This is a genomic window from Nocardioides sp. NPDC127514, assembly GCF_040302125.1.
Classification (GTDB): domain Bacteria; phylum Actinomycetota; class Actinomycetes; order Propionibacteriales; family Nocardioidaceae; genus Nocardioides.
Genome location: NZ_JBEORF010000003.1, coordinates 35,237 through 56,994 on the forward strand (window position 1 = coordinate 35,237; position 21,758 = coordinate 56,994).

24 protein-coding genes and 1 other RNA gene are annotated in these 21,758 nt (G+C 69.3%); 21 read left to right on the forward strand and 4 right to left on the reverse strand.

Features of this window, described 5'->3' with window-relative positions; all coding sequences use genetic code 11:
- Nucleotides 1-3: 3 nt before the first annotated feature.
- On the forward strand, nt 4-705 hold the full coding sequence (locus ABTX24_RS02885) for an alpha/beta fold hydrolase (RefSeq protein ID WP_350837303.1): 702 nt from the start codon (nt 4-6) through the stop codon (nt 703-705).
- 207 nt (nt 706-912) lie between these two features.
- On the opposite strand, the gene ABTX24_RS02890 is transcribed toward ABTX24_RS02885, so the two are convergent.
- Nucleotides 913-1,536 carry a hypothetical protein gene (locus tag ABTX24_RS02890; protein ID WP_350837305.1) on the reverse strand — a complete coding sequence of 208 codons (624 nt, stop codon included), beginning with the start codon at nt 1,534-1,536 and terminating at the stop codon, nt 913-915.
- Nucleotides 1,537-1,610: 74 nt separating this feature from the next.
- Here ABTX24_RS02890 and ftsE point away from each other — a divergent pair, with 74 nt between their 5' ends.
- The 13 genes from ftsE to ABTX24_RS02955 all read left to right on the forward strand — a co-directional run bounded on the left by ftsE (nt 1,611) and on the right by ABTX24_RS02955 (nt 13,551).
- Nucleotides 1,611-2,300, forward strand: coding sequence for a cell division ATP-binding protein FtsE (gene ftsE, locus ABTX24_RS02895; protein WP_008358693.1), 690 nt, complete (start codon nt 1,611-1,613; stop codon nt 2,298-2,300).
- 84 nt (nt 2,301-2,384) lie between these two features.
- On the forward strand, nt 2,385-3,293 hold the full coding sequence (ftsX, locus tag ABTX24_RS02900) for a permease-like cell division protein FtsX (protein WP_160024728.1): 909 nt from the start codon (nt 2,385-2,387) through the stop codon (nt 3,291-3,293).
- 23 nt (nt 3,294-3,316) lie between these two features.
- On the forward strand, nt 3,317-4,582 hold the full coding sequence (locus ABTX24_RS02905) for a murein hydrolase activator EnvC family protein (RefSeq protein ID WP_350837307.1): 1,266 nt from the start codon (nt 3,317-3,319) through the stop codon (nt 4,580-4,582).
- A 76-nt stretch (nt 4,583-4,658) separates the two neighbouring features.
- A complete protein-coding gene (locus tag ABTX24_RS02910; RefSeq protein WP_350837309.1) occupies nt 4,659-5,930 on the forward strand; it encodes a peptidoglycan DD-metalloendopeptidase family protein in 1,272 nt (423 codons plus the stop codon).
- Nucleotides 5,931-5,983: 53 nt separating this feature from the next.
- Complete coding sequence (gene smpB, locus ABTX24_RS02915) at nt 5,984-6,463, forward strand: SsrA-binding protein SmpB (RefSeq protein WP_350716188.1); 480 nt, start codon at nt 5,984-5,986, stop codon at nt 6,461-6,463.
- Nucleotides 6,464-6,536: 73 nt separating this feature from the next.
- Nucleotides 6,537-6,908, forward strand: a transfer-messenger RNA (tmRNA) gene (ssrA, locus tag ABTX24_RS02920).
- 222 nt (nt 6,909-7,130) lie between these two features.
- The gene (locus tag ABTX24_RS02925) at nt 7,131-8,012 is read left to right on the forward strand and encodes a phenylalanine 4-monooxygenase (RefSeq protein WP_350716189.1); all 882 of its coding nucleotides are present in this window, start codon (nt 7,131-7,133) and stop codon (nt 8,010-8,012) included.
- 37 nt (nt 8,013-8,049) lie between these two features.
- Nucleotides 8,050-8,877 carry a hypothetical protein gene (locus ABTX24_RS02930; RefSeq protein WP_160024723.1) on the forward strand — a complete coding sequence of 276 codons (828 nt, stop codon included), beginning with the start codon at nt 8,050-8,052 and terminating at the stop codon, nt 8,875-8,877.
- Nucleotides 8,874-9,281: an HIT family protein gene (locus tag ABTX24_RS02935; protein WP_350837311.1), complete on the forward strand. Its 408-nt coding sequence runs from the start codon at nt 8,874-8,876 to the stop codon at nt 9,279-9,281. Before ABTX24_RS02930 ends, ABTX24_RS02935 begins: the two co-directional genes overlap by 4 nt.
- 115 nt (nt 9,282-9,396) lie before the next feature.
- Entirely contained in the window at nt 9,397-10,308 is a 912-nt protein-coding gene (locus ABTX24_RS02940; protein WP_350837313.1) for a glycerophosphodiester phosphodiesterase, read from the forward strand.
- A 76-nt stretch (nt 10,309-10,384) separates the two neighbouring features.
- Nucleotides 10,385-11,536, forward strand: a complete 1,152-nt coding sequence (locus tag ABTX24_RS02945; RefSeq protein ID WP_350837315.1) for a glycerophosphodiester phosphodiesterase — start codon at nt 10,385-10,387, stop codon at nt 11,534-11,536.
- A gap of 107 nt (nt 11,537-11,643) precedes the next feature.
- Entirely contained in the window at nt 11,644-12,411 is a 768-nt protein-coding gene (locus ABTX24_RS02950; RefSeq protein WP_350837317.1) for an SDR family NAD(P)-dependent oxidoreductase, read from the forward strand.
- A gap of 99 nt (nt 12,412-12,510) precedes the next feature.
- Nucleotides 12,511-13,551 (forward strand): DUF3048 domain-containing protein, encoded by a 1,041-nt coding sequence (locus tag ABTX24_RS02955; RefSeq protein ID WP_160024718.1) that lies wholly within the window; start codon nt 12,511-12,513, stop codon nt 13,549-13,551.
- Nucleotides 13,552-13,569: 18 nt separating this feature from the next.
- On the opposite strand, the gene ABTX24_RS02960 is transcribed toward ABTX24_RS02955, so the two are convergent.
- Nucleotides 13,570-14,259 (reverse strand): TetR/AcrR family transcriptional regulator, encoded by a 690-nt coding sequence (locus tag ABTX24_RS02960; RefSeq protein WP_350664140.1) that lies wholly within the window; start codon nt 14,257-14,259, stop codon nt 13,570-13,572.
- Nucleotides 14,260-14,384: 125 nt separating this feature from the next.
- On the opposite strand from ABTX24_RS02960, the gene ABTX24_RS02965 reads away from it, so the two are divergent.
- The 5 genes from ABTX24_RS02965 to ABTX24_RS02985 all read left to right on the forward strand — a co-directional run bounded on the left by ABTX24_RS02965 (nt 14,385) and on the right by ABTX24_RS02985 (nt 18,481).
- A complete protein-coding gene (locus ABTX24_RS02965) occupies nt 14,385-14,915 on the forward strand; it encodes a hypothetical protein (RefSeq protein WP_350837319.1) in 531 nt (176 codons plus the stop codon).
- 175 nt (nt 14,916-15,090) lie between these two features.
- Nucleotides 15,091-15,657 (forward strand): YqgE/AlgH family protein, encoded by a 567-nt coding sequence (locus ABTX24_RS02970; protein WP_160024716.1) that lies wholly within the window; start codon nt 15,091-15,093, stop codon nt 15,655-15,657.
- 21 nt (nt 15,658-15,678) lie between these two features.
- On the forward strand, nt 15,679-15,957 hold the full coding sequence (locus tag ABTX24_RS02975) for a DUF3039 domain-containing protein (RefSeq protein ID WP_160024715.1): 279 nt from the start codon (nt 15,679-15,681) through the stop codon (nt 15,955-15,957).
- Complete coding sequence (locus tag ABTX24_RS02980; protein ID WP_160024714.1) at nt 15,954-17,735, forward strand: DEAD/DEAH box helicase; 1,782 nt, start codon at nt 15,954-15,956, stop codon at nt 17,733-17,735. Before ABTX24_RS02975 ends, ABTX24_RS02980 begins: the two co-directional genes overlap by 4 nt.
- 14 nt (nt 17,736-17,749) lie before the next feature.
- Nucleotides 17,750-18,481, forward strand: a complete 732-nt coding sequence (locus ABTX24_RS02985; protein ID WP_350837321.1) for a copper homeostasis protein CutC — start codon at nt 17,750-17,752, stop codon at nt 18,479-18,481.
- On the opposite strand, the gene ABTX24_RS02990 is transcribed toward ABTX24_RS02985, so the two are convergent.
- Entirely contained in the window at nt 18,478-18,951 is a 474-nt protein-coding gene (locus tag ABTX24_RS02990; protein WP_160024712.1) for a MarR family winged helix-turn-helix transcriptional regulator, read from the reverse strand. The genes ABTX24_RS02985 and ABTX24_RS02990 overlap by 4 nt on opposite strands.
- A 58-nt stretch (nt 18,952-19,009) precedes the next feature.
- On the opposite strand from ABTX24_RS02990, the gene ABTX24_RS02995 reads away from it, so the two are divergent.
- Entirely contained in the window at nt 19,010-19,549 is a 540-nt protein-coding gene (locus tag ABTX24_RS02995) for a DUF1697 domain-containing protein (RefSeq protein WP_160024711.1), read from the forward strand.
- A 22-nt stretch (nt 19,550-19,571) separates the two neighbouring features.
- Here the strand turns inward: ABTX24_RS02995 and ABTX24_RS03000 are convergent, their stop codons facing one another.
- The gene (locus ABTX24_RS03000) at nt 19,572-21,089 is read right to left on the reverse strand and encodes a flavin-containing monooxygenase (protein WP_350837323.1); all 1,518 of its coding nucleotides are present in this window, start codon (nt 21,087-21,089) and stop codon (nt 19,572-19,574) included.
- 59 nt (nt 21,090-21,148) lie between these two features.
- Here ABTX24_RS03000 and ABTX24_RS03005 point away from each other — a divergent pair, with 59 nt between their 5' ends.
- Nucleotides 21,149-21,751 carry a TetR/AcrR family transcriptional regulator gene (locus ABTX24_RS03005; protein ID WP_350837325.1) on the forward strand — a complete coding sequence of 201 codons (603 nt, stop codon included), beginning with the start codon at nt 21,149-21,151 and terminating at the stop codon, nt 21,749-21,751.
- Nucleotides 21,752-21,758 lie beyond the last annotated feature (7 nt).

Below are 21,758 nucleotides of genomic sequence, written 5' to 3' on the forward strand. Positions count from 1 at the left end.
CCGATGGTTGCGCTGACGCGCACCAGGCTTCCACTCCCAGGCCGAGGCGCGGCGTACGTCTTTGACGCCTACGGCCCTGAGGACGGGGTGCCGATGGTGCTGTTGCACGAGCTCGGTGGCAGTGCGAAACGGTGGCAGGGTGTGGTGCCGCCGTTCGCGGATGCCCACCGGGTGCATGCCTTCGACATGCGTGGGCACGGGGACTCGGACTGGGCCTCGGAGTACTCCCACCGGCTCATCGCCGACGACGTCATCGTGGCGATGGACGCGCTCGGGATCTCGGGCGCCGTGGTCGTCGGGCACTCGACCGGCGGCAACGTCGCCCTCCTGGTCGCGATGCACCGGCCCGACCTGGTCTCCCGGCTGATCATCGAGGACGTGGTGCCACCCGCGCCGCGCCAGCGCAGGTCGCCCGGGCGCCCGGTACGGCCGATGCCCCACGACTGGGAGTGCATCGCGTCTCTGCTGGTCGAGGCGACGATGTACGACGCGTGGATGTGGGAGCAGCTCGAGCTGCTGCCCATGCCGACCCTGCTCGTGGCCGGTGGCGGCAACAGCCACATCCCGCAGTCGGACCTGGAGAAGGTCGCCCAGCGGATCCCGCAGGCCGACCTCGTCCACTTCGACGTCGGTCACTTCGTGCACCGCAACCAGCCGGCCGAGTTCGCCGACACCGTCCTGGCCTGGCTCGCGTCGCGGTCCTGAATCCGACGCGTCCCGCGTCGCGGGTGGGATCCCCATCCCTAAGGACCCCACCCGCTCTCGCCAGCCGGCTCTGCTCTGACTCAGTGCCCGCGGCGGCGCGCGCCGCCCGGTGAGGTGCCTACCCGGCCCGAGCGACTAAGTCGATTAAAGCACTCGACTTTGGGTCGGCGCAAACGACGCGCCGGGACCGGGCCTCGATCGAGAACCTCAGGCGTCGGCGGCGGCCGCGGTGAGGGTCACCAGGCACCAGCGGGAGGCGCGCTTCTGGACCGTCGCGGGCGCCTCGCCGGCCTTGCCGGTGAGCTCGCAGGAGAGCCAGGCGTCGCCGAAGAGGCCGCGGTGGACCACCTTCGTCTGCTTCTTCGCGTCGGTGCAGGTGAGGGCGACCGACGGCTTCCCGTACGCAGGGGTCGACGCGGCCTTGCAGCCCTTGGGCACGCTCTTGGTCATCTGCGTGGCCCAGTCCAGGGTGACCGGCGGCGCGAAGACCCAGGCCCGCGCCGAGGTGGCCGAGTCCTCCGGCCCGGTCCAGATGCAGCCGTACTCCTGCGCGACGTCGTTGACCTGGCCCGAGATGGCGGTCTGGTCGCCGTCGCCGTACGCCTTCTTCTCGGCGGCGGCTCCGCCGAGCGCCTCGGTCGCGTCCTCGGTCGGGACGCGGTCGCAGAACGCGCCGCGGCGTACGTGCATCGTGGTGGTGTCCGTGGTGCTCAGGTCGCCCTTCACCTCGGGGACCTCGGGCTCGTCGTCTTTCAGGGTGAGTACGCCGACCCCGACCGCGATCGCGGTGAGGACTACGGCACCGATGAGGATCCGGACTGCAGAGCGCACGCCGTCAGAGTACAGGGGCAGGTATGTCCGAGCCGAAGTGCTGAGCCCACCACCGTTGCACTACCCTCGGTGCGGTGATCCGCTTCGAGAAGGTCAGCAAGGCCTACCCAGGGCAGGCGCGCCCCGCCCTCAACAGCCTTTCGATCGACATCCAGAAGGGGGAGTTCGTCTTCCTCGTGGGCCAATCCGGCTCGGGGAAGTCGACGGCGCTCAAGCTGATGCTGCGCGAGCAGCGCCCGACCACCGGTCGGGTCTACGTCGCCGGCAAGGAGATCAACCGGCTCGCCGGCTGGAAGGTGCCGCGGCTGCGCCGCCAGGTCGGCACGATCTTCCAGGACTTCCGCCTCCTGGCCAACAAGAACGTCGCCGAGAACGTCGCCTTCGCGATGCAGGTGACCGGTCACTCCAACCGCGAGATCCGGGAGCGCGTCCCGGAGACGCTCGAGCTGGTCGGTCTCGACGGCAAGGGCGACCGGATGCCCGACGAGCTCTCCGGTGGTGAGCAGCAGCGCGTGGCCGTCGCCCGCGCGTTCATCAACCGGCCGATGATCCTGATCGCCGACGAGCCGACCGGAAACCTCGACCCCGGCAACACCGTCGGCATCATGCGCCTGCTCGACCGCATCAACCGGTCCGGCACCACGATCGTGATGGCGACCCACGACGTCCAGATGGTCGACCAGATGCGCAAGCGCGTCATCGAGCTCGAGCACGGCCACCTCGTACGCGACCAGGTCCAGGGCGGCTACGGTGCCCAATTCTGAGGCGCCAGCTCTGAGGCTTCAGCTCTGAGCTGACCCTCGTTCTCGACCAGGTCCCACAACCCAGAAAAGGTTCCTCGACCCGCCATGCAGCTGCGCTATGTATTCACCGAGCTCCGCCAGGGGCTACGCCGCAACCTGTCGATGCACGTCGCGGTGGCCCTGACGCTGCTCGTCTCGCTCACCCTCGCCGGCGTCGGCCTGCTGCTGCGTGAGCAGGCCCAGCTGACCGAGGAGGTCTGGGGCGACGAGCTGCAGATCACCTTCTACATGTGCAACGGCGCCAACGACCGCAACCCGCAGTGCGCCGGTGCCGTCGACGACAGCCAGAAGAAGGTCATCACCGACGCCCTCGAGGACAACAGGTACGTCGACAAGATCGAGGAGGAGAGCCAGGAGCAGGCCTACGAGCGGCTGCAGGCTCTCGACGTCGAAGGCGTCAGCGGTCCCGACCCGGTGGTCAAGTCCAGCGACATGTGGGAGTCCTACTGGGTCACGATGACCGACCCGCACCACTCCGCGGAGATCATCGAGGCGGTGGCCGGCCTGGACGGCATCGACCACGTCGGTGACGTCCACGAGGTCACCGGACCCATCCTCGCCGCCGTCGACGGGCTGCAGAGCGCGGCGCTGGTCGGCGCGATCGTGCTGGTCATCGCGGCGCTGCTGCTGGTCGCCAACACCATCCGGCTGGCGGCCTTCGCCCGCCGTCGTGAGATCGGGATCATGCGACTGGTCGGTGCCTCGACCCTCTACATCGCGCTGCCGTTCCTCCTGGAGTCGCTCGTGGTGGCCCTGGTCGGGATCGGGCTGTCCGGGATCGCGCTGGCCGCGGTGATGTACTTCGGCGTCGAGCAGCGGCTCTCGTCCACCGCGGTGACCCAGTGGGTCGGCTGGGAGGAGTTCTTCAGCTCCTTCGCGATCGTCGCGATCCTCGGCATCCTGCTCACGCTGGTCCCGACACTCCTGCTCACCCGCAAATACATCAAGGTCTGACCCGGATCCCCTACCGTCGAGCCGTGCACGTCTTCCCCCGTGCCGGTTCGCTCGCCGCTGTGCTCAGTTGCGCCGTGGTGGCCGCCGTGCTGCTCTCGCCCACCCTTCCCTCCTCCGCCGACGAGAAGGACCGCCTCGAGCAGGAGCAGCGCGAGGTCCAGCAGGACCAGAAGGCCGCCGCCGAGGATCTCGAGCACTCCAGCGCCGGCCTGCGCAAGGCGTCGGCGACGTACGCCGCGGCCCGGAAGAAGCTCGACCAGGCCCAGACCCGCCTCGACGAGCTCAACGCCAAGCTGGTCGAGGTGCAGGCCGCGCACACCAAGCTCGAGGCCGAGCTCGCCGAGCAGAAGCTGCTGCTCGCCGAGGCGAAGCGGGAGCTCGCCGAGGGCCAGGCCGAGGTGAAGGTTCAGCGCGAGGAGATGCGCGACGCGATCCTGACCCGGTTCACCGGGGGAGACCCGCGGCTCGCCCAGGCGGCGGCGCTGCTCTCCGGAGGCTCCCTCGAGGACCTGATGCGGCAGCAGACGTACGTCGACGCGGCTTCCGCCGGGCAGGACGCCACCCTCCAGCGGATGGAGGCGACCGAGACCATGCTCGTCGTCCGCGAGGGCGAGGTGCAGGAGGCGACCGACGCCATCGCGGCCAAGGAGAAGGAGGCCCGGCAGCTGGTCGCCGAGGTCGACTCGCTCCGGGACCAGGCCGCCGCGGCCCACGCCGAGATGTCCACGCTCGCCGACCAGGCGGCCACCGCGAAGCAGTCGGCCGAGGCGGCCCGGGCGGCGGACGCCGCCGAGCTGCGCAAGCTCGAGGCCGAGGAGTCGGCGCTGCGTACGAAGATCCGGTCGCTCGCCTCGGCGAGCTCCGGCTCCGACCGCAACGTCGGGTCGGTCGGCGGGCTCTTCGGGCCGCCGGTGACCGACACCTACGTCACCTCGCCCTACGGCATCCGCAAGCACCCGATCTACGGCTACGTCTCGCTGCACAACGGCACCGACTTCTCCGCGCCCTGTGGCCGCCCGCTGCTCGCCGTCGACTCGGGGCAGATCATCTCGACCTCGTACTCCAGCGTGTGGGGCAACCGCCTGCACCTGTATCTCGGCAAGGTCAACGGGCACTCCTACACCGCCGTCTACAACCACATCTCGAGCTACGCGAGGACCTCGGGGTCCGTCGGACGCGGTGAGACCGTGGCGTACGCAGGGACCACCGGCTGGTCCACGGGCTGCCACCTGCACTTCACGATCCTGCGCGACGGCACTCCGGTGGACCCGGCACCACTGCTGGGCTGAACTCTGGCGGCTGAGCCCTGGGGGGTATCGTCACCTGCTCGTCCGGTCATCCCCCACTGCCACCGGAGGCAATGCTATGCACCCCGCGCGACTCGGCGCCATCCGTCTGAGCCGTCCCCTGCTCGCGCTGCTCATCGGCTGCGTGCTCGCCGGGACGCTGATCACCCCGCTCGCCCGAGCCGACGACTCGCTCGAGGACCAGCAGGAGCAGATCGAGAAGGAGAAGGAGGCGGCCCAGCACGCCGTCGAGCACTCCAGCGACGCTCTGCAGCGGGCCACCAGGGCCCTGGCCGCCGCCCAGAAGAAGCTGGCCGGCGCCCGGTCCCGGCTCGAGAAGATCGACGTACGCCTGCGGGCGGCCGCCCGTGAGCACCGCCGTGCCGAGGCGTCCCTGGAGCGGCAGCGAGCCGTGCTCGAGGCTGCGCGTACGGACCTGCGCACCGCGCGGAAACGGGCGGCCGCGTCCCAGGACGACCTGCGCGACACGATCCTGGAGGAGTTCACCGCCGTCGGCGACCCGCGGCTCCAGGAGTTCTCGGCGCTGCTCGAGGGCGCGACGCTGGAGGAGCTGATGCGGCGGCGCAACTACACCGACGCGGTGACCTCCTCGAAGGCCAGCACGCTGGAGCGGCTGCAGGCCGGGGAGCGCCTGGTTGCCCGTCGCGAACGCGGCCAGCGCCGGGCCACCGCGGCGGTGGCGGCGACCGAGAGGACTGCCGCCAGGAAGGTCGCCGAGGTCAAGCGGCTCCGAGCCCGCGCGGCCGAGGCCCGCGACGAGATCTCGGCCCTGGTGACGCGGACCGCGGCGGCCAGGACGAAGGCCGCCGAGCTCGCCGAGGAGGACCGCAAGGTCCTCGCCGAGCTCGAGAAGCAGGATGCGGCGCTCAAGGAGAAGATCGCCGCGCTCGCCGAGGGCGCGCAGAACCGGACCGTCGACACGCTCGTGGGCATGTTGGCGATGCCCGTCGCGGACTCCTACGTCACCTCGCCCTACGGGATGCGCACCCACCCGACCACGGGGGAGTACAAGCTGCACGACGGCGTCGACCTGCACGCCCCCTGCGGCACGCCCCTGCGGGCTGCCGAGTCGGGCACGGTCATCGCGCAGGAGTGGAACGACGCGTACGGAAACCGACTGCACCTGTTCCTCGGCAACATCAACGGGCACTCCTACACGGCCGTCTACAACCACCTCGAGGCGTACCGGAGCGACGTCGACGACACGGTCGCGCGCGGCGATGTCATCGGGCTCGCCGGGACTACCGGCTGGTCCACCGGATGCCATCTGCACTTCATGATCCTCCGGGACGGCGAGATCATCGACCCGATGCCGCTGCTGGGTCTGTGACTCGGTCCCTAAACGTTTCGCGGTCATGACCCTGCGCCTGAGAGAATGGAGGAATGGCGAAGGAGCAGGGGCGCAAGATGATCGCGCAGAACAAGAAGGCGCGACACGACTACCACATCGAGGACACCTACGAGGCCGGCATGGTCCTGCAGGGCACCGAGGTGAAGTCGCTGCGTGAGGGTCGCGCCTCCCTGGTCGACGGCTTCGTCGACATCGACCGTGGCGAGGCCTGGATCCACGGGATCCACATCCCCGAATACCTCAACGGCACCTGGACCAACCACTCCGCCCGCCGCAAGCGCAAGCTCCTCCTGCACCGTGCCGAGATCGACAAGATCGAGCGCAAGGTCTCCGAGAAGGGCCTCACCGTCGTCCCCCTCGCCCTCTACTTCCTCAACGGTCGCGCCAAGGTCGAGATCGGCGTCGCCAAGGGCAAGAAGTCGTGGGACAAGCGCAACACCATCGCCGAGCGTACGGCCAAGCGGGAGGCCGAGGTCGAGGTCGGCCGGAAGCTCAAGGGGATGAAGGGATAACCGAGTGGGGAATACCCGCCTGGGGCGGTAGTGTTCTCTTACTGCCTGCACAACGGGCATTGACAAATCAAAAGGGGCTGATCGGTTTCGACTTGGGACGTTGCTCCCAGGGGAAGCGGGTCGAGGAGCCAGCGTCATCTCGTAAACGATCGCTGGAAACCAATAACTGCCAACGCTAAGCGCAGTTCCTTCGCTCTCGCCGCCTGACGCGGTGATCGAAGCGTCTGACCGAGTATCCGTCTCCGGCTCGGATCCAGGCGTCATCTAGGAGACTCCACCTCATGCACATGCCGACGGGGCATGAGGGACATCTAGTCGGCTGAGCCTGTCGGGGACGTGTCTGCGTCGAGCCCCGGGGATGAGAGAACGCCACCCACAGACTGCACCCGGAGAAGACCTGGCACGGCGCTCGAGGACCGGGGTTCGATTCCCCGCAGCTCCACAAACCTTTGGCCGACGTGTGCCCTCCATTCGGAGGGCCACGTCGGTTTGTCATTTTCAGGCGACGCTTCGCGTCGCGGCGGGGGCTTCGCCACCCGCACCCCCTTGGTTCCGTGTGGCTGATGTTTCGGTGGGCGGAAGACTTCCTGTTGTTCACCTCCCTGGCGAGATGACTTCTCTTGCGTGCGCGATAGGGTTGTGAGGCGTACGTCACATGGAGGTAAGGATGTTCGAGGAAGGACAGCTCTACTCGCCCGTCACCGTGGGCGAGGATGGGCAGGTCGAGGTGCATCTGGGGGACAACCACCCCGGGTTCGCGGACCAGGACTACCGGGCACGACGCAGCGAGATCGCTGGCGCGGCGCTCGGTTGGAAGCCGGGGCAGCCGGTGCCCCGGATCGACTACACAGACACGGAGAACGAGATCTGGCGCACGGTGTGCCGTGAGATCGCACCGCTGCACGCGAAGTACGCCTGCCGCAACTACATCGCGGCCGTGGAGGCCCTCAACCTCCCGCAGGACCGGGTGCCACAGCTCGATGAGGTCAGCGCCGGCCTGAAGCCGCTGACCGGCTTCGAGTACGTCCCGGCCGCGGGGATCGTCCCGCTGGAGGAGTTCTACGGGAGCCTGGCCGACGGGCAGTTCCACTCGACGCAGTATCTGCGTCACCACGCCGTGCCGCTCTACACCCCGGAGCCCGACATCATCCACGAGGTGATCGGCCATGGGAACCTCCTCGCCGATCCTCAGGTCGCCGAGGTCAAGCGCCTGGCCGGCGCCGCTGCGCGTCGTGTCCAGACCAGGGAGGCGCTCCAGGTCGTCGCCGACGTCTTCTGGTTCACCATCGAGTTCGGCGTGCTGTACGAGGACGGTGACATCAAGGCCTACGGGGCCGGGCTGCTCTCCTCCTACGGCGAGATCGAGGAGATGCACGAGGTGGAGGTACGTCCGCTCGACTTCGCCCAGATGGCGACGGTCGACTACGACATCACCCACTACCAGCCGGTGCTCTTCGCGGCGGAGTCGTTCAGCCACATGGTCGATGAGGTCGGCAACTTCTTCGCGACCTGCGACGACGACACGCCACAGCGTCTCGGTGCCGTCTAGACCGTTTCGACCGGTTCCGAGGCGTTAGCCTCGGATGATGATCGACGGCTACCGTAACCGCGCGCTGGAGGCGGCGCTCGCCGCCGCCGACGCCGACGCGGTCGGTGCCGCGCTGCGTACGGGGCAGGTTGTCGTTCCCCAGCTCGACGAGGCCCGGATCAGGGTCTTTCCAGGGGATCGCGGCAACCGGCCACCGTACGAGGCGATGCTCTTCTCCTCCCAGGAGGCGCTGGAGACCTTCCTCGCCGAGGACACCCGGCGGCGCGCGCAGCTGCGCAACGCCGACGGGCTGCGGGAGTTCCTCACTGCCAACATCGAGGAGATCGCGTACGTCACCTTCGACCCGGCCGGGCCGAACCGGTTTCGGGCGGGGATCAAGGATGTGCTCAAGGCGATCGGTCCCAAGCCGCACGTCGACCTGCGGCTGCCGAAGGCGCAGGAGTGGTACGTCGTGGACATGTCCGACGAGGACGTACGCGACTACCAGCTCGCCGACCTGGCCGCCAAGGTCCTCCCGAAGGTGCAGCGGTCCAGGGTCGAGCAGCCCGACTGGGCACAGTGGATGGCTGCCGCCAAGGATGCGGCCGTCGAGCAGGGCGCGGCGTTCCTGGCCTTCTGGCTGCAGCGGGTCGGGCGGCGCCCGGCCGGGCTGGCGGTCGCGCTGAGCCGGCCCGCCCCGTTCGGCATGGTGCGGCACCCGCTGCAGGCCGAGACGACGACGGTGGGGGAGCGGTGGGTGGCCTCGCCCGACCGGCTCTACGAGTCGCGGCTGATCTACTCCTTCCCGCACCCCGACCTCGCCGACCTGGCCCTGCCGACCGTCGACCTCGTGGTCGCGACGCTGTCGTGGGGAGACGAGTCGTGAGCTGCGTCTTCTGCGACGTCGTCGCCGGTGACCTCGCGGCCGAGGTCGTCTTCGAGGACGAGGGCTTCCTGGCCTTCCTCGACCATCGGCCGGTGCAGAAGGGCCACATCCTGATGGTGCCCAGACAGCATCTCGCCACACTCCTCGATCTCCCTCCTGACCTGCACGAACGCTTCGTCGCCAACGCCCAGCGCCTGGCCTCTGCCGTCGTGGACGGACTCGGCGCCCAGGGCAGCTTCGTCGCGGTCAACAACGTGGTCAGTCAGTCCGTCCCACACCTCCACCTGCACGTCGTCCCCCGCACCCGCGGCGACGGCCTCAAGGGCTTCTTCTGGCCTCGCCACAAGTACGCCGCCGGCGAGCAGAAGGAGTACGCCGACCGGCTCCGTGCCGTGCTGGGCTGACTCCAGGCTGAGTTCACCGAGGCGTACGGCTTCGGCCATCAAGGCGTCGGGGCGAGGTCGGGGAGGGCCGATTCACTCGAGATCAGTTGTTGTCCACTGATCCCGGGAGTGCGCAATGTCGCTGTCGTCCGTCGCGTCCAAGACCTTCACCTCAACACTGGCCGGCGTCGCGCTGGCAGCAGGCACGATGATCGTTCCGGTGGCGGTCAACGCCGTCGAGGCCAACCGGGCCGACGACATCACCGTGACCGCCCACCGTGGGGCGAGCGCGTACGCCCCGGAGAACACCCTCGCGGCCTTCGCCGTCGGCATCGAGCAGCGGGCCGACTGGATCGAGTCGGATGTGCAGGCCACCAAGGACGGCGTGCTCGTGCTGATGCACGACACCACCCTGTCGCGCACCACCGACGTCGAGCAGCGCTTCCCCGGCCGCTCGCCGTGGAACGTCAAGGACTTCACCCTTGCCGAGATCAAGACGCTGGACGCCGGCTCCTGGTTCAGCGAGGAGTACGCCGGCGAGCCGGTGCCGACGCTGAAGGAGATGGTCGAGCAGGTGCGGCCGACACGGTCCGGGATCCTGATGGAGCTCAAGTCGCCGGCGCTCTACCCGGGGATCGAGAAGAAGGTCGCGGCCGAGTTCGACTCGTTCCCGGGCTACATCGACTCCGCCGTCGCCGCCGGCCGTCTCGCGGTGCAGAGCTTCGACTTCGACTCGATGAAGACCTACAAGGGCATCCAGCCCGAGGTGCCGGTCGGCCTGCTCGGCACCCCTGCCTACGCCGACCTGGACAGCTACACCTGGGCCGACCAGATCAACCCGCACTTCGGCTCCTTCGACGCGGGCTACGTCGCTCGGGTGCACGCGCTCGGGATGCACATCCATTCTTGGACGGTCAACGACGCCGCGACCATGAGCGCCGTCCTGGACCGCGGTGTCGACGGCATCATCACCAACAACCCCGACGTGCTCCGTGAAGTGATCGCCGGGCGGCGTACGCCGTCCCTAGACTTGGGCGATGCCGCCTGAGTCGCTTCGGCAGATCGTCACGCCGCGTTCACCGCACACCGGCCCCAGCGACTCCCGGGGCCGGTGTGATCTGGGCATGATCACGCTGAACCCCACTCGCATGCGTACTCTCGCGCTTGCCGCCGTCGCGGCGCTCGCCGCCGGGACCGTTCTGGTCTCGCACCCCGCCTCCGCGACGGCCACCACCACGACCGCCGCCCAGGCGGCCAAGCACAAGCAGGCCGACCCGATCGTCTTCGGTCACCGCGGTGCCTCCGGCTACCGGCCCGAGCACACCCTGGCGGCGTACGACCTGGCCATCCAGCAGGGTGCCGACTTCATCGAGCCCGACGTGGTCTCGACCAAGGACGGCGTGCTCGTCGCCCGCCACGAGAACGAGATCTCCGGCACGACCGACGTCGCCGACCACCCCGAGTTCGCGGCTCGGAAGACGACCAAGACCATCGACGGCAACGCGCTGACCGGCTGGTTCACCGAGGACTTCACCCTCGCCGAGCTCAAGACGCTGCGCGCCAAGGAGCGCATCCCGGGCGACCGTCCGGCCAACACCGCGTACAACGGCCTCTACGAGGTGCCGACCCTCGACGAGGTGCTCGACCTGGTCGACGCCAAGGAGGCCGAGACCGGCCGCACCATCGGCGTCGCGCCGGAGACCAAGCACCCGACGTACTTCGACTCCATCGGTCTCTCGCTGGAGGAGCCGCTCGCGAAGAGCCTCAAGCGCCACGGTCTCGGCGGCAAGCGCGCCGCGGCTGTCATCCAGTCCTTCGAGGTCAGCAACCTCAAGGACCTCAACCGCATGGTCGACACCAAGCTGGTGCAGCTGATCGACTTCGGTGGTGCGCCCTACGACCAGGTGGTGGCCGGCACCGGCGTGACCAACGACTACCTGGTCACCGACAAGGGTCTGCGCGGCATCAAGCGGTACGCCGACCAGGTGGCGCCGTACAAGTTCTACTTCATCCCGCGCAACGCGGACGGCACCCTGGGCGAGGCCACCGACCTCGCCGACCGCGCCGAGCGCGTCGGGCTGCCGACCGTCATCTGGACCATGCGCGCCGAGAACAAGTACCTCCCGACCGAGTGCCGCGTCGGCACCGACCCGATCGCGATCGGCGATCTCGGCTGCGAGGTCGGTCCCTACCTCGACGCCGGTGTGGACGCGTTCTTCACCGACCACCCCGACCTGGGCGTGGCCGCGCGCGACGCTTGGCTGGCGAACCAGTAGTGGCTACCAATCAGTAGACACCTCGCGACATGACGTACGGCCCTCGCTATTGTCGGCGGGGGCCGCACGTGTTCGTGGGCCTGGTCACAACCAAAGGAGTTTGAGTCATGGGTCGTTTCGACGGACGCGTCGCAGTCATCACCGGTGCAGCGCGCGGGATCGGTTTCGGAGTCGCCACGCGTTTCGCCGAGGAGGGTGCCTCGGTCGCGATCATCGACCTCGACGAGGCCGCCGCCGCTGAGGCTGCCGCCAAGCTTCCGCTCGCCGAGGGCGCCAAATCGGTCGGCATCGGCGCCAACGTCGCCAAGGCCGAAGACACCGAGGCCGCGGTCGCGCGCGTCGTCGAGGAGCTCGGCGGCCTGCACATCCTGATGAACAACGCCGGCATCACCCGCGACAACCTGCTCTTCAAGATGACCGAGGACGACTGGGACCTGGTCATGAACGTCCACCTCAAGGGCCACTTCCTGATGTCGAAGGCCGCGCAGGCGGTCTTCGTGAAGCAGAAGTACGGCAAGATCATCAACGTCTCGTCCACCTCGGCCACCGGCAACCGTGGCCAGGCCAACTACTCCGCGGCCAAGGCCGGCGTGCAGGGCTTCACCCGCACCCTCGCGCTCGAGCTCGGTCCGTTCGGCGTCAACGTGAACGCCATCGCGCCGGGGTTCATCGCCACCGAGATGACCGACCAGACCGCGGCCCGCCTCGGCCTCGACGTGGACGAGTTCCGCAAGCTCTCGGCCGACGCCAACCCGGTCAAGCGCGTCGGCGAGCCCGCCGACATCGCCGCCGCCGCGGTCTTCCTGGCCAGCGACGAGGCGTCCTACATCACCGGCCAGACGCTCTACGTCGACGGTGGCGCCACCGTCGCCTGAGTCCTCCGAAGAAGGAACCCCGGGCGCGGGCCCGTTGACCGCAACGATTACCGTCTGACACTCGTCTTGGTAGTGAGCCGATTCAGATGGAGATCGATGATGCGTACGTCCCGCCCGGGGTTCCTCCTGCGAGCAGCGGCGACGCTGACCGCTGCGGGTCTGGTCCTGACCGGCTGTGGGTCCTCTGAGGAGCCCACGGAGGCGAAGCCGTCGCCGTCCGCGCCCGCTGAGCCCGACCACGAGCCGCTGACGGGCGTCGAGCTCCCCGAGGGGCAGACCGCCGCACGCAAGCACCCCGCCTACATCGTCAAGATCGACAACACCGCGGCCAGCGACCCGCAGTACGGTCTCGCCAAGGCCGACATGGTCGTCCAGGAGCTGGTCGAGGGTGGCGTGACCCGGCTGGCCGTCGCGTACTACTCCCAGCTTCCCAAGGAGGCCGGTCCGGTCCGTTCGATGCGGGCGACCGACGCGGGTATCGCCGCGCCGATCAATGCCAAGATCATGACCAGCGGTGCGGCGCCGTACACCTTCGCGCAGCTGAAGAAGCACGACATCTCGTGGATCGACATGTCCACCCCCTACGTCGTACGTGACACCAGCAAGCCCCACGACTTCCTGCACAGCGTGGTCGGCAAGGTCGCGAAGGCCGGCAACGCGGCCGCGAAGGACGGCAAGGCGAAGCGGCCCGGCGACTTCATGCCCTGGGGCGACGCGACCACCAAGCTGGCCGGTGGCAAGCCCGCCAAGGCCGTCGACGTGAAGTTCTCCCAGGCGCGCACGGACAACTGGGTCTTCAAGGGCGGCAAGTACCGCCTGCAGAACAACTACATGTCCAAGAGCGGCCAGTTCCTCGCCGACACGGTCGTGGTCGCGCAGACCAAGACCACCATCGCCCCCTACAAGGACCCGGGCGGCGCGATCGTGCCGGTCTCCCACTTCACCGGCCGGGGCAAGGCGTGGATCATGCGCGCCGGCCAGATCGTCGAGGCGACCTGGGTGAAGAAGGGCGAGAAGGGTGCGGTGACGTTCACCGACGCCAGCGGCGCCGCGATCGAGATCCCGCCGGGCAAGGTCTGGCTGGATCTGATCCCGAAGGGCAACGGTCAGGTCGAGCCCGGTGGCGTGATCGTCAAGTAGTGCGGAGAGAGCGGGCTCTCAGCGCATGTCCTCGACCTTGACGCCCTGCTTCGCCAGGGTCTGGACCCCGGTCAGCAGGTAGGTCACGGCCAGCTCGATGCGCTCGGCCGCGTCCTCGGGGTCGCTGGCCTCGGTGACGGACTCGCCGGCCGCCGACATCGCCCCGAAGAAGAGCCGGGCGAAGGTCGCCACCATCTCGTCGTCGACGGTCCGGTCACCGGCCCGCAGGACGGCGGCGACGATGTCCTCGACGACGGTGAAGGTGGAGCGCTCCTCCTGCTCGCGGTAGCGCTGGTAGCCGAGGACGGCCGGACCCTCCTGCACGACGATGCGGCGGTAGGTGGGCTGCTGGACGGCCTCCAGGAACGTACGCAGCCCGGCCCGGGCCTGCTCCCAGGGGTCCTTCGTCTCGCGCATGGCGGCGTCGATGCTCTGCGCGGTGGCGGCCTCGACCTTCTCGAAGACGACCTCGTAGAGCGCCTGCTTGCCGCTGAAGTGGTGGTAGAGCGCACCCTTGGTGACCTCGGCTCCGGCCACGATGGCGTCCAGCGAGGTGCTTGCGTAGCCGTGCTCGGTGAAGAGCCGCTCGGCGACCTCGACGAGCGTCTTCTTGGTCGAGGCGGAGAACTGCTGCCTCCGTGACATCCCCGGCACCGACGGAAGCGGAGGAACCTTGGGGACGAGCTTGCTCACGGACGACTTTGCCACCCGTCCACTCTAACGGCCGTGTTCGGAATCACCGTCCCAGGTGTTGGCCATACCGTCAGTATGTCCAATACTATAGGTACGTACTCACGGTATGTGAGTGCTCACCTTCCGCAAGGAGCCGACAAATGAGCTGGACCAGCCATCACAAGCGCGGGGAGATCCTCCGCGGCGTGGTCACCGTCATCGACGAGCGTCGAGACGGTCTGCTGCCCATGGATCTTCCCGGCGTCACCGAAACCTTCACCGACGAGCTCGACCTGCTCGCCGCCCTGCAGCTGCGCTGGCACACGCGCCTTTCTGGCCGCATCGAGTCCGAGCTCGCCAACCAGCCGATGGACCTCGAGGACGCCGTCGTCCGGGCTTGGCACGGCGCTGCCGACGACCTGCCCGGCATCCGCGCGGTCCTCGACCGCTACCACGCCCTTCCGGTCGACGACGCGATGGCCACCGCGCTGGCCAAGGCGCAGACCAAGGAGCACCTGACCCTCGCGGTCATGGCCGGCCGCGGCGCCTTCGCCGACGCCGAGTGCGTCCGTCTCGGCTCGATGATCGAGGCGCGTGCCCGTGCCGAGTACGCACCGGCCGCCGAAGTCGTCGAGCGCGGGCCCTTCGCCGGCCTCGTCGACATGCTCCGAGCGGTCCGCTCGGCAGCCTGAAGCTGCGTACGGGCCGTCTGACCAGGCCCCGGGCGCCGGTGCGCTCCCTCCGCGGACTCCCTCCGCACCTCCCTAAGTGCCGGCCCCGGGGCCTTTTCCTGTCTCGTCCCGATCAGCGGGCATTGTTGGTTTCTTGTTGCGGGTGGCGTGACCGGGGTGGTGCGATCATGGCGTCATGACGGAGCAGAAGGACGTACGCGCCGGGCGGCTGCTGGTAGCCACCCCGGAGCTTCGCGACCCCAACTTCGTCGACACCGTGGTGCTCTTGATCGAGGTCAACGACGACGGTGCGCTCGGCGTGGTGCTGAACCGGCCCTCGCCCGTGCCGGTCGCCGAGGTGCTGCACCCGTGGGCGACCTCCGTCGCCGATCCCGACGTCCTCTTCCAGGGCGGCCCGGTGAGCAAGGACTCCGCGATCGCGGTCGCGCTCCTGGTCGACTCCGACGACCCGCCGCTGGGCTTCCGGCCCGTCGTCGGACGCCTCGGGCTGCTCGACCTCGACACGCCCGTCGAGCTGGTCGACGGCACCTTGTCGCGGCTGCGGATCTTCGCCGGATACGCCGGCTGGGGCGCGGCTCAGCTCCAGGGTGAGGTGGACGAAGGGTCCTGGTATGTGGTCGACGGCGAGCCGTACGACTCCTTCCTCGACGACGTGAGCTCGATGTGGGCAGCGGTGCTCCGGCGCCAGCCCGGTGAGCTGGCCTTCCACGCCACGCGACCGCCCGACCCCGAACTGAATTAGCGGGCTAGTAAGGTTGGGGGCATGGGCATCCTGGGATTCGGCACGAAAGAAGCCGTCAAGGAACGGGAGGACATCCGCGAGCAGGACGTCCCCACCGAGGAGGGTGACCACGACCGCTACTCCCACTACGTGGAGAAGGACAAGCTGACCGAGGCGATGGTCATGGGTACGCCCGTGGTCGCGCTGTGCGGCAAGGTGTGGGTGCCGAGCCGCGACGGGTCCAAGTTCCCGGTCTGCCCCGACTGCAAAGAGATCTTCGAGGGGATGCCGCCGAGCGGTGGCGAGGGCGACGACGAGTGAGTAGCGCCGAGCTTCCCGGCGCCCTCACACCCGCGTGGCCCAACAAGGCCGCGTGGGGCACTGCGCCCAAGCTGCGTGCTTGGCAGCAGGAGGCGCTGTCCAAGTACCTGTCCGAACAGCCCCGTGACTACCTCGCCGTCGCGACACCCGGGGCCGGGAAGACCACCTTCGCGCTGACCGTCGCCGCCGAGCTCCTCGGCCGCAGGCTGGTCGACCGGGTCACCATCGTCGCCCCCACCGAGCACCTCAAGGTCCAGTGGGCCGAGGCCGCCGCGCGGGCGGGGATCCCGATCGACCCGACCTACTCAGCGGGCCAGGGCAAGACCTCGGCCGACTACGTCGGGATCGCGGTGACGTACGCCGGGGTGGCGGTCAACCCGCTGGCGATGCGGATCCGCACCGAGCGGTTCAAGACGCTGGTGATCCTCGACGAGGTGCACCACGCCGGCGACGCGCTCTCGTGGGGAGAGGGGGTCCGGGAGGCCTTCGAGCCGGCCGCGCGGCGGCTGGCGCTGACCGGCACGCCGTTCCGCTCCGACACCAACCCGATCCCGTTCGTCACCTACGCACCCGGCGAGGACGGGATCCCGCGCTCGGCGGCCGACTACACCTACGGCTACGCCGAGGCGCTGCGCGACCACGTCGTCCGCCCGGTGCTGTTCATGGCCTACTCGGGACAGATGCAGTGGCGCACCCGGGCCGGCGACGAGATCGCCGCCCACCTCGGCGAGCCGCTCACCAAGGACCTGACCTCGCAGGCGCTGCGGACCGCGCTCGACCCGGCCGGATCGTGGATCCCGTCCGTGCTCGCGGCCGCCGACAAGCGCCTGACCGAGGTGCGGCGCCACGTCCCGGACGCGGGCGGGCTGGTCATCGCGACCGACCAGGATTCGGCGCGCTCCTACGCCAAGACGCTGAAGACCATCACCGGGCAGAGCGCGACCGTGGTGCTCTCCGACGAGAAGGCCGGCTCGAAGAAGATCGCCAAGTTCTCCGAGTCCGACGACCGCTGGATGGTCGCGGTCCGGATGGTCTCCGAGGGCGTCGACGTGCCCCGGCTCGCGGTCGGGGTCTACGCGACCACCACCTCGACGCCGCTCTTCTTCGCGCAGGCGGTGGGGCGCTTCGTACGTGCTCGTACGCGGGGTGAGACCGCCTCCGTCTTCCTGCCGTCCGTCCCGAACCTGCTCGGCTTCGCCTCCGAGCTGGAGCTGCAGCGCGACCACGTGCTCGGCAAGAAGGTCACCAGCGAGGACGACATCTTCGCCGCCGAGGACGCGCTGATGGCCGCGGCCAACGCCGAGGAGGGCGCCTCCGAGGAGGAGCTGGGAGCCTGGGAGGCCATGGGCTCCGAGGCACGCTTCGACCGGGTGCTCTTCGACGGCGGCGAGTTCGGCCACTCCGGCGAGGTGCACGTTGGTTCGGAGGAGGAGATGGACTTCCTCGGCATCCCCGGGCTTCTCGACGCCGACCAGATGAAGACGCTGCTCCAGCAGCGGCAGAGCGACCGGGCCCGCAAGCAGAAGTCGGCCTCCGCGCCGGTCGCTGCCGACGAGCCCGTCGCCGCGGTCGCCGCCCACGAGCAGCTCGCCGTGCTCCGCCGCGAGCTCAACGGCCTGGTCGCCGCCTGGCACCACCGCACCAAGACTCCCCACGGGGTGACCCACAACAGGCTCCGCAAGGAGTGCGGCGGCCCGCCGGCCGCGGTCGCCAACGCCGACCAGCTCAAGGCCCGCATCGACACCCTGCGCGACTGGGCCGCGCGCGGCTCGGCCTGAGGTAGTTCGGGGCGATGACGGCGCTCGAGATCGCGGTGACGTCGGTGGCCGGCGCGCTCGCCGCGCGTGCGGGCGGGGCGAACCGGATCGAGCTCTGCTCCGCCCTCGAGGTCGGTGGCGTCACCCCGTCGCAGGGCCTGGTCGAGGGAGTCCTCGACGAGGTCGGAGGCGTCGACGCCGATGACGGCTGGCAGGGCGTCCATGTGCTCGTCCGGCCGCGGCCGGGCGGGTTCGGCTACTCCTTCGAGGAGCGCTACCTGCTGCGGCGCGAGGTCGAGACGGTCCTGGAGGCGGGAGCCGACGGGATCGTGATCGGCGCGCTCACCCCGCACGGGGAGCCCGACGTGGAGCTGGTCCGGGAGCTGGCGGGTGCTGCCGCTGCGTACGAGGCGACGGTGACGTTCCACCGGGCGATCGACCTCAGCGCGGACCCGGTCGCCGCGATCCGGGCACTGGACGGCGTGGTCGACCGGGTGCTGACCTCAGGTGGTGCGCCGGCCGCTGCGGCCGGGGCGGCGAAGATCGCCGAGATGGTCGCGGTCGGCGGACCGGACGTACTGGCCGGAGGCGGGGTGACCGTGGACGCCATCAGGGCGCTCGCGGAGCTCGGTGTCGAGGGCGTGCACCTCTCCGCCAAGCGACGGGTCGTCACGACCCGCGGGGTGGCGCTGGGAGTCGCCGACGACGGCGGTCACTGGGTGACCGATCCCGATGTGGTCGCCGCAGCGGCCGCCGCCTTGGCCTAGGCGGGGGAGTCGCCCTCGACCAGGTCACGCAGGACGGCGACGGCGCCCTCGAGATCGGCCTGGGTGCGGTGGCGCGACTCCAGCCGCTCGGCGATGAGGTGGGAGATGCGCTCACGTACGTCGGCGAGGTCGGCGCGACCGGCATCGGTCAGCGTCACCAGGCTCGCCCGCGCGTCGGCGGGGTTGGGCTCCTTGCTGACCAGGCCGGTCTCCACCAGCTGGGCGATCTGGGCCGACATGGTCGGCTGCGAGCAGCCGTCGGCGCGAGCCAGGTCGGTGATGCCCAGCGGTCCGATGGCGTCGAGGATCGTGAGGACCCGGACGCTGGCCGGAAGGTCGAGCGCTCGGCGGACCAGGCGCATGAGCCGTGCCGCGTAGACGACGAGGTCGCTGGAGAGGTCCAGGGTCTTCGCCGAGGCGGAGCCCGAGGCGGTCGGGGCTTCCGAGGGAAGCAGCTGCTGTGAAGGCATCGATCGGAATCCAGAGTTGGGGGTTGCGGCGCGGTGAACGGGTGGAGACTATCTGAGAATGACTACGGAACGGCACACCTGGATCGCGTTCCTGCGCGCCATCAACCTCGGTGCGACCCGGAAATTCCCGAAACAGGCGATCTCAGCCGCCGTGGTGAGGGCGGGCGGAACCGACGTCGAGACCTACATCAACACGGGCAACGTACGCTTCGACCACCCGGTCGGCGACCGGGCCGAGATGGAGGCGATCCTGGAGGAGGCCTTCGCGGCCGACCGATTCTTCGAGGTGCCGACGATCTGTGTGACGCCCGCTGAGCTGAAGGTGATCGCCAACGATGCCGCGGCGGTCGGGATGGGTCACGAGGGCAAGCAGTTCGTGTTCCTGTGCAAGGAGCTCACCGACTCCGGCTCCCGGGACGCGCTGGTCGCTCGGGCGGGGGAGGGCGAGCGGGTCTACGTCATCGGCCGCGCCGTGCACCTGCTCACCGAGGGTTTCCATCAGACGAAGATCACCAACGCCGTCGTCGAGCGCCACATTGCCATCAGCACCAACCGCAACGTCAACGTGATCCGTACGCTCGCCGACAAGTGGGCGTGAGCCCTGCTGCGCCTCGATCCGGTCAGGCGGGAACCTCGGTCTCGGCAGCCTCGACCACCGATCGCCGAGTGACCTCGAAGTCTGCCGGGTCGAAGCGGCTGATCCGGCGGACCAGCTCGCCGGTGGACCACGGCCAGGAGAAGCTGTTGCGACCGTTGGCGTCGATGAAGTAGCTGTGGCAGGACGCGCCGCTGTAGGCGGTGCCGGCGAGCGCGGCCTGCACGTCCGCGACGTACGCGGCCTGGGCCTGTGGGCTGACGTCGAGCTTCGTCCAGCCCTGTGCGCGGGCGGTCGTGATGGCTTCGGTGATCATCGCCACCTGCGACTCGGCGACGGCGAAGGCCGAGCCGTGACCGGTGCCGAGGCTCGGGCCGAGCACCACGAACGCGTTGGGGAAGCCGGTGACCGAGGTGCCCTGGTAGGCCTCGGGGGAGCCGGCCCAGTGCTCGGCGAGCGTGCGGCCGTCGGCTCCACGGATCAGGTCGGCGACCGGCATGTCGAGGATGTGGAAGCCGGTGCCGAGGATGATCGCGTCGACCTCCGCCGTGCTGCCGTCGGTGCCGATCACGCGTGCGCCCTCGACCCGTTCGACGCCGGTGGCGTGCACCTCGACGTTCGGCTTCGTCAGCGACTGGAGGTAGTTGTTGGAGAAGAGGATCCGCTTGCACCCGAGCAGGTAGTCGGGCGTCAGCTTCGCCCGGAGCTCCTTGTCCCGGACGACGGTGCGCAGGTAGGCCCCGCCGATCTGCTGCAAGCCCCGCATCAGCGGCTGCGGGCGGCGGAAGGCGATACCGACGGCCTCCATGGCGGCGTACTCGACCGCCCCGAGCGCCTTCTCGAAGAAGGGCACGTGGTGCTTGACCCACTTCTCCGCGTTCGGCACCGGATGGTCGACCTTGGGCAGCACCCAGTGGGCGGTGCGCTGGAAGAGGTGCAGATCGGCGACCTGCTTCTGGACCTCGGGTACGAACTGGACCGCCGACGCCCCGGTGCCGATCACGGCCACCCGCTTGCCGTCGAGGTCGACGTCGTGGTTCCACCGGGCCGAGTGCCAGACGTCGCCGGGGAAGTCGGCCAGACCGGGCAGGTCCGGGATCTTTGGCTCGTTCCACGGCCCGGCGGCGGCGACCAGGAAGCGAGTGGCGATCTCGCCGTCGCTGGTCTCCAGGCGCCACCCGGCGGACTCGGCGTTCCAGGTCGCGCCGCGGACCTCGACCCCGAACCGGGTGATCTCCTCGAGGCCGCGATCCCGGGCCACGCCGTCGATGTAGGCGAGGATCTCCGGCTGGTTGCCGTAGACCCGGGACCAGTCGCTGTTGGGCGCGAACGAGAACGAGTAGAGGTTGGACGGTACGTCGCACGCGCACCCCGGATAGGTGTTGGCCCGCCAGGTGCCGCCGTAGGTGTCGGCCTTCTCGAGGATGACGACGTCCTCGACGCCCGCCTCGCGCAGCTTGATCGCGGCCGCGATGCCGGAGATGCCGGCGCCGATGACGACGACCTCGTGGTGGGTGCTCGTGCGTGCGCGTCGTCGACTCATGTTGGGATACTAATGGTATTTGAATACCGACGGTAGGTCGAGCAGGTAAGATCTGACCCGTGGGCCGGATCACGCGCAAGGAGTCGCACGCGCAGACGCGTGAGCGACTCATCGCCACCGCGCACGGGATGTTCCTCTCCGACGGCTACAACGCGACCTCGCTCGACAAGGTCGCCACCACGGCGGGCTTCTCGAAGGGCGCGGTCTACTCGAACTTCTCGACCAAGCACGAGCTCGGCCTGGCCGTGCTCGACGTGATCCACCGGGAGCGAGCGCAGTCATTGGCGGACGCCGTCAGCGGCGTCGACACCGTCGAGGGCAGGATCGACGCCTTCGCGGCGTGGGCGGAGGCCAACATCGGCGACGTCGGCTGGACCGCGCTCGAGGTCGAGTTCGCGACCAGCACCCGCCGCGTCCCCGAGGTGAGCCAGCAGCTCGCCGGCCGGCGTCGCGAGCTCACCGCGACCATCGCCGGCCTCATCGAGCAGCAGGCCGCCGACCTCGGCCTCACCCTGGCCTCGCCGGCCGAGGATGCCGCCGTCCAGGTGCTCTCGCTCGGCATCGGGCTCGGTGTCCAGCGTGCGTTCGATCCCGACCTCTCGGTCACCAGCCTGGTCGACCTGCTGCGGTCGCTGCTGGAGAGCGCGACGCCTGCGTCGTAGGTCGCGC